This window comes from Streptomyces chartreusis (assembly GCF_008704715.1).
GTDB lineage: Bacteria > Actinomycetota > Actinomycetes > Streptomycetales > Streptomycetaceae > Streptomyces > Streptomyces chartreusis.
The window spans coordinates 2,239,995-2,252,349 of sequence record NZ_CP023689.1 but is presented as its reverse complement, the minus strand read 5'-3'; the positions used below and the strand labels follow the sequence as shown (position 1 = coordinate 2,252,349).

Annotated in this window: 9 protein-coding genes; 2 read left to right on the top strand and 7 right to left on the bottom strand. The window is 70.8% G+C overall.

Annotated features, from left to right (window positions below):
• The first annotated feature begins 84 nt into the window (after window positions 1-84).
• Complete coding sequence (locus tag CP983_RS09390; RefSeq protein ID WP_150499262.1) at window positions 85-1,362, top strand: MFS transporter; 1,278 nt, start codon at window positions 85-87, stop codon at window positions 1,360-1,362.
• A 126-nt stretch (window positions 1,363-1,488) separates the two neighbouring features.
• Window positions 1,489-3,510: a DUF11 domain-containing protein gene (locus CP983_RS09385; RefSeq protein WP_229914672.1), complete on the top strand. Its 2,022-nt coding sequence runs from the start codon at window positions 1,489-1,491 to the stop codon at window positions 3,508-3,510.
• Between the two features lie 49 nt (window positions 3,511-3,559).
• Here CP983_RS09385 and CP983_RS09380 read toward each other — a convergent pair whose 3' ends face one another.
• From CP983_RS09380 to CP983_RS09350, 7 genes are all read right to left on the bottom strand, one after another.
• Window positions 3,560-4,360, bottom strand: a complete 801-nt coding sequence (locus tag CP983_RS09380; RefSeq protein WP_189748515.1) for an ABC transporter permease — start codon at window positions 4,358-4,360, stop codon at window positions 3,560-3,562.
• Window position 4,361: 1 nt separating this feature from the next.
• On the bottom strand, window positions 4,362-5,168 hold the full coding sequence (locus CP983_RS09375) for an ABC-2 family transporter protein (RefSeq protein WP_150499261.1): 807 nt from the start codon (window positions 5,166-5,168) through the stop codon (window positions 4,362-4,364).
• Window positions 5,168-6,175, bottom strand: a complete 1,008-nt coding sequence (locus tag CP983_RS09370) for an ABC transporter ATP-binding protein (protein WP_150499260.1) — start codon at window positions 6,173-6,175, stop codon at window positions 5,168-5,170. Before CP983_RS09370 ends, CP983_RS09375 begins: the two co-directional genes overlap by 1 nt.
• Window positions 6,176-6,254: 79 nt before the next feature.
• Window positions 6,255-9,128 (bottom strand): glycoside hydrolase family 2 TIM barrel-domain containing protein, encoded by a 2,874-nt coding sequence (locus CP983_RS09365; RefSeq protein WP_150499259.1) that lies wholly within the window; start codon window positions 9,126-9,128, stop codon window positions 6,255-6,257.
• Window positions 9,129-9,140: 12 nt separating this feature from the next.
• Window positions 9,141-10,031 carry a carbohydrate ABC transporter permease gene (locus CP983_RS09360; protein ID WP_229914671.1) on the bottom strand — a complete coding sequence of 297 codons (891 nt, stop codon included), beginning with the start codon at window positions 10,029-10,031 and terminating at the stop codon, window positions 9,141-9,143.
• A complete protein-coding gene (locus CP983_RS09355; RefSeq protein WP_150499258.1) occupies window positions 10,028-10,993 on the bottom strand; it encodes a carbohydrate ABC transporter permease in 966 nt (321 codons plus the stop codon). Before CP983_RS09355 ends, CP983_RS09360 begins: the two co-directional genes overlap by 4 nt.
• Window positions 10,994-11,013: 20 nt before the next feature.
• Window positions 11,014-12,279, bottom strand: coding sequence for an ABC transporter substrate-binding protein (locus tag CP983_RS09350; RefSeq protein ID WP_150499257.1), 1,266 nt, complete (start codon window positions 12,277-12,279; stop codon window positions 11,014-11,016).
• Window positions 12,280-12,355: the final 76 nt, after the last annotated feature.

Here is a 12,355-nt window from a genome sequence, read left to right as displayed (position 1 = left end):
GGTGCCGTTCGTCGGTCGTCACCGCCCCCCGTAGGGTTGCCGGAGGTTCGATCCATCTCCGGGTCTCGAATCGACGGGGGGCGGATGACGTACGAGGCAGAGCATGAGAGGGAAGCCGACGACCCACGCGTCCCTCCCGCGTCCGCGTCCGACGGCCCCGCACGACCCCTGTGGCGGCAACGCGACTTCACGACCTTCTGGGTCGCGCAGACGCTCTCCTTTCTCGGGGACTCCTTCGCGCTGATCGCGCTGCCGCTGCTGGTGCTCCAGGCGACCGGTTCGATCGCGCGGATGGGGCTGCTCACGGCCGTCGGCGGGGCCGCCTCGGTGGTCGCTGCGGTGTTCGCGGGGGCCGTCGTCGACCGCGTCGACCGGCGCAAGCTGCTCATCGCCTGCGATCTCGTGCGGATGGTGCTGTACGGACTCGTCCCGCTGGTCTGGCTGTTCGGGCCGCAGATCTGGCTGCTGTACGTCGTCCTGCCGCTGTGCGAGGCCGTCGGCATGCTGTTCGCCGTCGGGTACGTCACGGTGGTGCGCGGTCTCGTCGGCACCGAGCGGCTCACCGAGGCCAACGGCCGGCTGAACGCCACCGCCGCCGCGGCCGGGGTGCTCGGGCCGCTGTGCGCAGGCCTGGTCGCCGCCTGGTCCGGCCCGGCCGCGGCCGTCGGCGTGGACGCGGCGAGCTTCGGAGTCTCCGCCGCCTGCCTGGCCTTCGTACGGCTGCGCGGGCGGCCCGGGAAGGCCACCGAACGGTCGGGACTGTGGCGGGACCTGCGCACCGGGATCGACTTCCTCCGCGGCCACCCGGTGCTGCGCGCCCTGACGGCCCTGCTGTTCGTCTTCAGCTTCCTCACCCTCGGCCTGAACGACCTGGTCATCTACCACCTCAAGCACGACCTCGGCCACGACGACGGCACGGTCGGCACCGTCATGGCCGTCGGCGCGCTCGGCACGATCACCGGCGCCCTCCTGGTGGCCCGGGTCCGCCGCCGGCTCGGCTTCGGAGCGACCTGGACGGGATCGGTCGCCGTGTGCGGACTCGCCTTCGCCGGGCTCGGCTGGGCGCGGGACGTCCCCGTCGTCGCCGCCCTCACCGCGGCGTTCCTGGCCTGCGTCGGCATGGCCGGCACCTGCTCCATGTCGCTGCGCCAGGAGGTCACCCCGGAGCCGCTCCTCGGCCGCGTCACCTCCGCCTTCTGGACCCTCCAGTACGCGGCCGCCCCGATCGGCGCGGCCGTCCTGACCTGGGCCGCGGAACAGCAGGGCACGACCCCGGTGAGCCTGGTCGCGGGCGCGTGCTGCGTACTGATCGCGGGCGCCGCCCTGTTCACGCCGATCAGGCGCTCGGGCAGCCGGACCTGACCCGCCCGCCACCGCGCTTCATATCGTCGTAACGGTCACCCCGCAGGGTGGAACTCTGCGGCCCAGTAAGCCGATTCACCAGCCTGCCGTGCCCGGCCACCGCCGCCGCGTCCCGACTCTTGCGCCATGTCCATCATTGATTCCCTACGGGGAACCACACGCGCCCTGGCCGCCTCGGTCATGGCGCTGGCGTTCGTCGTCGCGGCACCGCACGGCGCTTTCGCCGCACCCGGTGACCTGGACGCCACGTTCGGCACCGGGGGCCGGGTCACCGTCACCGCGCCCAGCTATTCCGAGGGCGAGGACGTGGCGGTCCAGCCCGACGGAAAGATCGTCTCGGTCGGGTGGCTCCAGGACCCCGAGTACCTCGACGCCGAGTTCGTCCTGACGCGGCACAACGCCGACGGCAGCGTCGACACCTCGTTCGGCGGTGGCGACGGCGAGGTGGTGACCGACTTCGAGAACGGCAACGACGTGGCCCAGAGGGTCGCGATCCAGCCCGACGGGAAGATCGTCGTGGCGGGCCGGCACCAGGAGACCGACGACGAGTTCGCGGGCTGCTGCTGGTTCACGGTGGCCCGCTACAACGCCGACGGCAGCGTCGACACGTCCTTCGGCGGCGGTGACGGCTGGGTCAGTCCCGGCCTGGCCGGCGGGGCCGAGGAAGCCGTCGGGGTCGCGGTGCAACCGGACGGGAGGATCGTCGCCGGAGCCTACGCCGGCGGCTGGTTCGCGGTCCTGAGGTACCTGTCGGACGGGACCCCGGACAGTACCTTCGGCGGCGGTGACGGCCTGACCATGACCGCGTTCTCCGACACGGGCGGCGGCGGTGCGAGCGCGCAGGACATGATCCTCCAGCCCAACGGCAAGATCGTCATGGCCGGTTCCGCGGGCGAGAGCTTCTTCGACTTCGCCGTGGCCCGCTACAACCCCGACGGCAGCCCGGACACCACCTTCAGCGGCGACGGCAAGGTCACCACCGACCTCGGCGGCTACAACTGGGGCGAGACCGTGGCCGTCCAGTCGACCGGCAGGATCATCGTCGGCGGACAGAGCGCGGACCGCTTCGCACTCGTGCGCTACAACGTCGACGGCAGCCGCGACACCGCCTTCGGCACCGGCGGAGTCGCGACCACGGACTTCGGTGGCACCGCCGGCGTGAACGACCTCGTCGTCCAGCCCGACGACCGGATCGTCGCGGCCGGCAGCGGGTCGCCCGGCGACTTCCTGCTCGCCCGCTTCAACGCCGACGGCACCCTCGACACCGGCTTCGGCACGGGCGGCCGCGCCACGACCGACTTCGGCGCGGGCGACCGGGCGAACGCCCTCGCCCTCCAGCCCGACGGCAAGGCCATCGCGTTCGGCGGCGACAGCAACGGCCGCCGCCTCATGGCCCGTTACCTCGGCGGCGTCGGCACCCCGCCCCCGCCGCCTCCGCCCGCCGGGGTCGACCTGTCGGTCACCAAGACCGGCACCGGCGCGGTCAGCATCGGCGGCCGGGCCACGTTCACCGTGACGGTCGTCAACAACAGCACCACCACCTCGGCGACCGGCGTCACCCTCACCGACACCGTCACCGGCCCCGCCGCCACCGTCGTCTCGGCCACCCCGGGCCAGGGCACCTGCACCACCTCCGCCACCGGCGCGACGTGCGCCCTCGGCACCCTCGCGGCCGGCGCCCGCACCACCGTGACGGTCGTCGTCGAACCCAGGGCCACGGGAACCCTCACCGACCGGGCCACGGCGAGCGCGGCGCAGTCCGACCCTGACACCGCCAACAACACGGCCACGGCACCCACCACGGTCAACAACGCCCGCGGCTGCACCCGCATCGGCACCAGCGGCAACGACACGATGACCGGCACCGCCGGCGCCGACGTCATGTGCGGCCTCGGCGGCGACGACACGATCAACGCCGGCTCCGGCACCGACACGGTGTACGGCGACTTCGGCAACGACCGCGTCGACGGCGGCCTGAACAACGACGTCCTCACCGGCGGCCCAGGCAACGACACCCTGCTCGGCAACTCCGGGAACGACCGGCTCGACACCATCGACAACGTCGGGGCCAACGACACCGCCAACGGCGGCCCGGGCCTGGACACCTGCACGACGGACGCCGGGGACACACGGATCAGCTGCCCGTAGGCACCCGCCCCGCACCGGCCGGCAGCCCCCCCGGCTGCCGGCCGGCCCGTTACCCGTTCACCCCCGTGTAGTGCCCGAGCGCCCACCGCCACAGCCCGCGGGCCCCCAGATACGCCACCAGCCCCAGCAGCGGCGAGGACGCGGCCAGCCAGTAAGGAACGGCCGTGTCGTGGCCCGTGAGGACCGCCGCCGGGAAGTACGCGACGAACGCGAGCGGGAGGGCGAAGGTGAGGAAGCCGCCTACCGCCTTCGGCAGGACGTTCAGCGGGTAGCTGCCGAAGGTGCCGAGGAGTTCCTCCAGCCAGCGGCCCCAGTGGTCGGCGGCGGGGTAGCGCAGGCACGCGGAGGCGACGGCCGTGAACAGGGCCGCCTCCAGCAGCATGCCGCCGACGACCGCGGCGATCAGGTACGAGACGCTGCCCGCCGAGAAGTCCAGGGTGCTGCGGCTGAGCGCACCCGCCATCAGGCCCGCCGCGACCGTCAGGTCACCGATCGCGTTGGTGGGGAAGTAGTCGAGCTGGACCTGGCGGTGCACCGGCATCGGGCGCAGGAGATAGATGTCGATCCGCCCCTCCTGGACCTGCCGGCCGATGAAGTGCACCCGGCCCAGCAGCAGCACGAACAGACCGTGCGCGAGCATCCGGATCGCCGGGATGAGCAGTACGTCCCCGCTGTCCCAGCCGCCCATCCCGGTGAACCGGGCCAGCAGCACCGTCGCGAACACGATCACCGACATCTGCCAGATCGCGCCGATCGCGATGTTCAGCAGGAACTCCGTGCGGTACTCCATCGCGGCACGGATGTTGAGCAGCGAGATGCGCCAGACGATGCGCAGAGCCTTCAGCGACATCTCAGCCTCCCTGCGAGATCACACGTCGCGCGGCCCGCCGCCACACCCGGCGGGTGACCAGCGCCAGCACCAGCACCCAGACCGCCTGGACCGCCAACTGGGCGCCCGCGTCCGACAGTTCGATCCGGCCGACGTAGATCGACAACGGCACGCTCAGCGTCGCCTGGAACGGGAGGAAGCCGCTCAGCGTGATGAACCAGTCCGGGAAGAACCACAGCGGCGCGTACACCCCGGACATCAGGTTCTGCGCGAAGATCAGGATCAGCATCGCGGAGTTGTTGCGGATGGTGAAGAAGCAGAGCTGGTCGAGCAGGAGCATGACGTAGTACAGGACCCACTGGCCCAGCAGCATGCTCAGCGCGAACACCCCGGCCACCGCGGCGGACCGGGGCGGCTCGACCACCCCCGCGGCCAGGCAGATCGCATAGCCGAACAGGGCCCACGCCAGGCCGTACAGCTGCTCGCCGAGGGCGCGCAGGGCGTAGTAGCGCTGGGGCGGCAGCGGGCGCAGGTACCAGTAGACGATCGTGCCGAAGTGCATGTGCTGGATGACCGTGTCCCGGCCCGCGTACTGGTCCAGCTCCCGCAGCCGGGAGGCGAGTACGGCCAGGACGGCGTACGTCACCGCCTGTTCGCGGGTCAGTCCGGCGGTGGTGCCGGTGTGCGCGTACAGACCGCGCCACAGCGACGCCACCAGGACCACCTGGACGGTCAGCCGCAGCAGGACGGCCGTCATCCGGGGCGGGGTGTGCAGCTCGCCGAGCGGGGTGACACGTGCCGCCCGCCAGCCGTGCAGGACGGAGGCCATCAGGCTCCCTCCGCCGCGGGACCTGCATGCACGTACGCGGCCCGCATCACGTCCTCCAGGTCCGCCTCGTCGAGGGCGAGGTCCGTCACCTCGTACCGCTCGATGACCTGCTTCAGCGCCTGGTGCACGGTCGGCGCGTCCGGCCCGTCGGGACCGAACACCGCCTGCGGGCCCTCGCGGCGCAGCAGCGCGACGCCCGGCAGGCCACCGACCTCGGTGTGCGGGTCGGCCAGTGTCACCCGCACCTGCCAGGTCGAGCCGAACCGGCGGCGGATCTCGTCGAGGGTGCCGTCCAGGACGAGCCGCCCGTGGTTGATCAGCACGACCCGCTCGGCGAGCCGCTCGACCTCCGTCATGTCGTGGGTGGTGAGCAGGACCGTACGGCCGCGCTCCGCCACCTGGTGCCGCAGGAACTCCCGCACCTGCTCCTTCACCACCACGTCCATGCCGATGGTCGGCTCGTCGAGGAAGACGACCGGCGGGTCGTGCAGCAGCGCCGCGGCCAGGTCGGAGCGCACGCGCTGGCCGAGGGAGAGATGCCGGACCCGGGTGTCCCAGAAGGACGACAGGTCCAGGAGGTCGTCGAACTCAGCCAGCCGCGCGGCGTGTTCGGCCTTCGGCACCTCGTAGATGTCCCGCAGGATCGCGAACGACTCGCGTACCGGGAGGTCCCACCACAGCTGGGTGCGCTGCCCGAACACGGTGCCGATGTTGCGGGCGTTGCGCTCGCGTTCCTCGTACGGCACCACGCCCGCGACCCGGGCCTCGCCGGCGCTGGGCGTGAGGATGCCGGTGAGCATCTTGATGGTGGTGGACTTGCCTGCCCCGTTCGGGCCGAGCAGGGCGAGGAGTTCGCCGGGGGCGACGGAGAAGGTGACGTCGCAGACCGCGTGCTTGGCGACCCTCTCCGGGTTGACGAGCGAGCGGAGGGCGCCGCCGAACCCGGGGCGGCGGACGGTGGTGTGGAAGGTCCGGGACAGGTCGCGGACCTCGATGCTGCCACTCAAGGGGCATCAACTCCTTTGCGCTGTACACAGGGTGCGGCCGGCCGGCGGGGCTGCCGGCCGGCCGCTGAACGGACGTGGGTCACCGGGCGGTAGCGAAGACGAACGAGAACTCCGCCGGCTCGGCCTTCAGGAAGTACTGCGGCAGCGGGCCCGGACCGCAGGACTGCGAGCCGATCCCGTGCTGGCCGTGGTCGAGGTTGACCCACACCGTGTCGCCCGGCACCAGATCGGTGAGGTGCCGTGCGGCGTCCAGCTGCTCGCTGGTCCAGGGCCGCGCGCTGAACCAGAACTCCGGCTCGCCCTCGATCCGCAGCCCGCCGAGCTCCGCCCAGCGGACGTCGGACCGGGCGCCGTTCTCCTGCGGGCGGACGTACGGCGTCTGGAGTTCCCCGATGCCCGCGTCCCACCGCATGAGCTTCGCCGCGGCCCTGGTGTCCGGGTACGCCTCGCCCCCGCTGCCGAACCACGTCGCCGACCCGGTGACCGCGGCAGGCAGCCCGAGCCGCACGCCGAGCCGGGGCAGCGGCACCTTCCAGTCGCCCTCGGGCGTGACCGACACGGTCAGCCGCAGCCGTTCGCCGTCGGACGTCCACCGGTACACCGTGCGCAACGCCACGTCGCGGGCGGCGGGCGCCACCCGGGTCCGGACGGTCAGCGAGCCGGACTCCGCCTCCACACCGTCGAGGCGGTGCCGCATCCGGTGCAGGCCCAGCTGCCGCCACAGCACGCCCCACCGGGCGTCGTCCTGCCACGAGGCGCCGTCGTCGTTGTCGGTGGGGGCACGCCACACGTCCAGGCGCGGACCGGTGACGTCCACCCCGCCGACGGACAGCAGGGCGCCGGTGGCCGCGTCGAAGGTGCCAGGGCCGAGCACGATCAGGTCGCCGTCGGCCGTGGGTTCGGCACCGGTGGCCGTGGGGAGGGGAGCACGCGGCGCGACCGTCCGCTGCCCCCACGCCACCTCGTGGCCGCGGCCCGCCCAGGGGCTGTCGGCCGCGAGCAGCGCCCGGACCGTCCAGCGGACCTCGGCCCCGTCGCCGTCGGGAGCGGCCGCCGGCAGCTTGACCTCCGCCGACTCACCCGGCGCGAGCGGCGGCACGGCCAGCGTGTGCGCACCCGTGGACTCCCCGTCCACCTGGTAGGCGAACTCGAACTCCAGGTGCGAGAGGTCGGCGAAGTCGTACGCGTTCGTCACCCGTACGGCCCCGTCGGCGCCCTCGATCCGCACCGGCTCGATGACCTTCTTGTACTCGACGAGCCCGGGGGAGGGCCGCCGGTCCGGGAAGACCAGCCCGTCGCAGACGAAGTTGCCGTCGTGCAGCTCCTCGCCGAAGTCGCCGCCGTAGGCGAAGCCCAGCTCGGGGTGGCGGACGCCGTGGTCGATCCACTCCCAGATGAAGCCGCCCTGGAGCCGGTCGTGGCGCTCGAAGATCTGCTGGTAGTCCGCGATGCCGCCGGGCCCGTTGCCCATCGCGTGCCCGTACTCGCACTGGATGAAGGGCAGTTCGCGGCGCTTGCCGGGGCCGCCGTCCAGGTGCTGCCCGATCCGCTCGACCTCGGCGTGGGAGGCGTACATCCGCGAGTACACGTCGGTGTCGCGGCAGTTCCAGTCGCCCTCGTAGTGCACCAGACGGGAGGTGTCCCGGCCGTGGATCCACTCGGCCATCGCGGTGAGCCCGCGCCCGGTGCCTGCCTCGTTGCCCAGCGACCAGAAGACGATCGACGGGTGGTTCTTGTCGCGCTCGACCATCCGGGCCGCGCGGTCCAGCAGGGCCGGGGTCCAGCGGTCGTCGTCGACGGGGTTGTCGCGCCAGCGCTGCTCGGTGAAGCCGTGGGTCTCCAGGTCGCACTCGTCGATGACCCACAGGCCGTACTCGTCGCACAGGTCGAGGAAGGCCGGGTGCGGCGGGTAGTGCGAGGTGCGCACCGCGTTGAGGTTGTGCCGCTTCATCAGCAGCACGTCCTCGCGCATGGTCTCCAGGTCCAGGGTGCGGCCCCGCTCGGGGTGCCACTCGTGCCGGTTGACGCCCTTGAACAGGATCGCCCTGCCGTTGACCTTGATCAGGCCGTCCGCCAGGACGACCGTACGGAAGCCGATGCGCAGCGGCACCCGCTCGCCCGCGGTGACCAGCTCGCCGTCGTACAGCTTCGGCGTCTCCGCCGACCACGGCTCGACCGCGACGGTGACCGGCTCACCGGTCGCGACATCGATGTCGAGGGCGGGCACGGACACCCGCCCGTCGACGTCGGAGTCGACGCGCAGGGTGCCCTCGCCCGTGGTGTGGTCGTAGGAGGCGTGCACGAAGAAGTCGCCCGCCGCGCCCACCGGGCGGTGCAGCAGAGTGACGTCACGGAAGATGCCGGGCAGCCACCACTGGTCCTGGTCCTCCAGGTAGGAGCCCGCCGACCACTGGTGCACACGGACGGCGAGCACGTTCCCGGCCGGCTTCAGCAGCGCGCCGACCGTGAACTCGTGGGGCAGGCGGGAGCCCTTGAACTCGCCGAGCTCGGTGCCGTTCAGCCAGATGCGGGCGCAGGACTCGACGCCGTCGAAGCGCAGCACGGCGCCGCCGTCGCCGAGGGCCGGCCAGTCGTCCGGCAGGTCGAAGACCCGCAGGTGGTCGCCGGTCGGGTTCTCCGTGGGGACGTGCGGCGGGTCCACCGGGAAGGGGTAGAGGTGGTTGGTGTAGATCGGCGCACCGAACGCGCCGTCGCCCTGGAGGACCCAGTGGCCGGGGACCGTGACCTCGGCCCAGTCCCCGGCGTCGTAGCCCTCCGCGGCGAAGGAGTCGTCCTCGGCGTCGGCGGTCGCCGACAGCCTGAAGCGCCAGTCCCCGTTCAGGGACAGGGACTTCGCGTCCGAGGCGGCGTACCAGGCGCGGGGCGCCAGGGCCCCGGCGCCGGGTGCGACGTCCTCGACGTAGTCGACGGTTCGGGTAGTGCGGAAAGACATCTGTCTCCTTGCTCAGCCCTTGATGCCGGTCTGTGCTATCCCCTGTACCAGCCAGCGCTGAAGGAAGAGGAACACGAACAACAAGGGCAGGATAGAAATCGCTGTCGCCATGAAGATCTGGTGGAACACGACCGTCTGGCCGGTCGTGTACGACGAGAGCGCGACCTGCACGGTCCACGCACCGGGGTCCTGGCCGATGACCAGCGGCCACAGGAATGAGTTCCAGCCGTTGATGAAGGTGATGGTGGCGATCGCGGCGAAGAAGTTCAGCGAGTTCGGCACCACGACACGCCAGTACGCGCCCCAGTAGCCGAGCCCGTCCACGCGCGCCGCCTCCTCCAGCTCCTTGGGGAACCCCAGGAAGTACTGCCGGAAGAGGAAGCAGGTGAAACCACTGAACAGGCCCGGGACGATGAGACCCCGGTAACTGTCCACCCAGCCGAGTGACGAGACCAGCACGAAGCTGGGGACGAACGTCACGGCGGTCGGGACCATGAGGGTGCCCAGCACGACGTAGAACACCTTGTTGGCGTGCCGGTAGGGGATGCGGGCCAGGCCGTAGCCGGCCAGCGAGCACACCAGCAGGACACCTGCGGTGTGCAGCACGGCGACGACGGTGGAGTTCCACAGCGACCGGGCGAAGGGCACCGAGGAGTCGTCGAACGGGGAGGTGATGTTGCCCCACTGGACGTCCGTGGGGAAGAAGGTCCAGTTCTCCCCGGTGATCTGGGCATCCGTGGACAGCGCGTTGCGCACCAGGATGTAGAACGGCACCAGGAACAGCAGGGCGGCGACGCCGGTGGCGAGATACAGGCCGGTGCTGCCCATCACGCCGCCGCGGCCGGTACGGCGGGCCTTGCCGTCCGGGGCGGGTTCGCGGATGCCGGGCGTGGTGGTGGTCACTTGGACTCGTCCCCCCTTCCGAAGCCCATGAGCCTGCCCTGGAACAGGGTCACGGCGCAGATCAGCACGGTCAGGATCACGGCACCCGCGCTGCCGGCGCCGTAGTCCTGGTTCTCGCCCAGGGCCTTCAGATACAGCTCGACCAGCGGCGGACGGCCCCAGGTCGTCTTGTCCAGCAGGTTGTAGAACTCGTCGAAGGCCTGGTAGGCGGCGACGAGCAGCAGCAGGATCACCGCCGTCGAGGTGGCCCGCAGCTGCGGCAGCGTGATGTACCGGAACGTCTGCCAGCCCCGCTTGGCGCCGTCGATGGCCGCCGCCTCGTACAGCTCGGCCGGGATGTTCTGGAGCGCCGCGATGAACAGGATCATGTAGAAGCCGGACTGGAGCCACAGCCGGGCCGAGACGATGACCAGCCAGTACCAGGGCGGGTTGGGGTCGGCGAGCCAGGCGATGTTCTCGATGCCGAACCAGCCGAGGACCGTGTTCATCAGACCGAAGCGGACACCGCTGAAGATGGACATCTTCCAGATCAGCGCCGCGGCGACATAGCTGACCGCGGTCGGCAGGAAGAACACCGACCGGAAGAACGCCCGCATGAACCTGAGCCGGTTCACCAGCAGCGCGAGGCCGAGCGAGAGCGCCCAGGTGGTGGGCACGATGAACGCGGCGAAGACGGTGAAGGTGCCGAGCGAGCCGACGAAGTCGTCGTTCGTCAGCATGTGCCGGTAGTTGTCGAGGCCGATGAACTTCTCCGGCGTGACCGTGAACCGCGCCTCGAAGAAGCTGAGGTAGACGCTCCAGCCGATCGGGACGTAGATGAAGATCGCCAGCCCGATGAGGAACGGCCCGGTGAAGAGCCAGAAGTTGAAGGTGCTGTTGCCCCGCAGACCCCGCCGCGACCTGGCCGGGGTGGCCTTGGCCGGGGCGGGGCTCGCGAGGTCGAGCTCGGAGGTCGTCGACATGTCGTGGTCCGTCCGCCGGCCTATCCGAAGAGCTTCTTCAGCTCACGGCCGACGGCCGCGTCCGCCTTGTCGAGGGCGGCCTCGGGGTCACCGCCCTTGCGGACGCAGTTGGCGAAGACGTCCTCCAGCGCGGTGATCATGGCCTGGGTCCAGCCGATGTTGTCGAAGTGGCCGAACTCGTTGAAGAGCTTCACGCCCTCGGCCGGCAGCCCGGACTTCAGCTTGGTGGCCTGTTCGGCTATCGAGGTGCGCGGCGGGATGTGGAAGCCGTACGAGGTCGCCCAGTCCTCCTGGTACTCCTTCTGGTCGATCCACAGCCACTTCACGTACTCCTTGGCCGCGTCGACGTTCTTGCCCTTGGCGTTGACGAACATCGACCAGCCGCCGTTGTAGACCGAGGGCTTGCCGTCGGCGGTGACCTTCGGGAAGGGGAAGACGCCGACGTCGTCGCCGAGGGTCTGCTGGAACTGCGGCATCGCCCACATGCCGCAGAACTGCATCGCGCACAGGCCCTGGTTGAGGGCGGAAGGGTCCCAGTAGTCGGTCGGGGCGCCGAGCAGGAGGTCACCGCTGGTGAACAGCGAGCGCATCTTCCTCAGGCCCTCGACCACGCCGTCGGTGTGGTAGGCGATCTGGTTCCTGTCGTCGAGGGTGTCGGCGCCCGCGGACCAGATCATCGGGTTGATGACGGCGTGCAGGTCGTTGCCGAGGTACAGGCCCTTGACCTTGCCGGTGGTGAGCTTGGCGGCGGCCTCGATCAGCTCGTCGAGGGTCTCGGGGACCTTCACGCCCGCCTTCTCGAAGAGCGAGGGGCGGTAGAAGAAGAACTGCGGGTCGTCGATCATGCGGACGCCGTACGTCTTCCCGTCGACCGTGTGCGAGGCGATGTCGGCCGGGTTGAAGTCGTCCTTGACCGGTTCGATGATGTCGGTCAGGTCCGCGACCTGCCCGCTCCTGACCATCTGGATCTGCGGGTGGAACTCGAAGAGGTCGGGCGCGTTGTCGGTGAGCAGCGTCGCGAAGAGCTTGTTCTCGAAGTCGGCGGCGGTGATCCACTGGGTGGTCACGTTCGCGTCCTTGTATGCCTTGGCGTACTTCTTGACGGCCTGCTCGGTGCCGGCCTCGCCGTAGGCGTGGAAGTACTGGGTGAGGCTGACGCCCGAACCGGACCCGCCGCCGCGCCCGTTGTTGCCGCCGCAGGCGGCGAGCCCGCCGGCGGCGGCCAGACCCAACGCGGCCCGCAGTGCGGTTCGGCGGCTGAAGTTGCTGTTGCTCGGTGCCGACATGGTGACGTCCTTGTCTCGAGTACGGCTGCGGTGCGGGACGTTAACCTTCGGCTAAGGCTTCGGCAAGGGGTTGGAC

Excerpts from the sequence above, each read along its gene's own strand:
- CP983_RS09390 (WP_150499262.1), top strand. The coding sequence starts at position 85 with ATGACGTACGAGGCAGAGCATGAGAGGGAAGCCGACGACCCACGCGTC.
- CP983_RS09385 (WP_229914672.1), top strand. The coding sequence starts at position 1,489 with ATGTCCATCATTGATTCCCTACGGGGAACCACACGCGCCCTGGCCGCC.
- CP983_RS09380 (WP_189748515.1), bottom strand. The coding sequence starts at position 4,360 with ATGTCGCTGAAGGCTCTGCGCATCGTCTGGCGCATCTCGCTGCTCAAC.
- CP983_RS09375 (WP_150499261.1), bottom strand. The coding sequence starts at position 5,168 with ATGGCCTCCGTCCTGCACGGCTGGCGGGCGGCACGTGTCACCCCGCTC.
- CP983_RS09365 (WP_150499259.1), bottom strand. The coding sequence starts at position 9,128 with ATGTCTTTCCGCACTACCCGAACCGTCGACTACGTCGAGGACGTCGCA.
- CP983_RS09355 (WP_150499258.1), bottom strand. The coding sequence starts at position 10,993 with ATGTCGACGACCTCCGAGCTCGACCTCGCGAGCCCCGCCCCGGCCAAG.
- CP983_RS09350 (WP_150499257.1), bottom strand. The coding sequence starts at position 12,279 with ATGTCGGCACCGAGCAACAGCAACTTCAGCCGCCGAACCGCACTGCGG.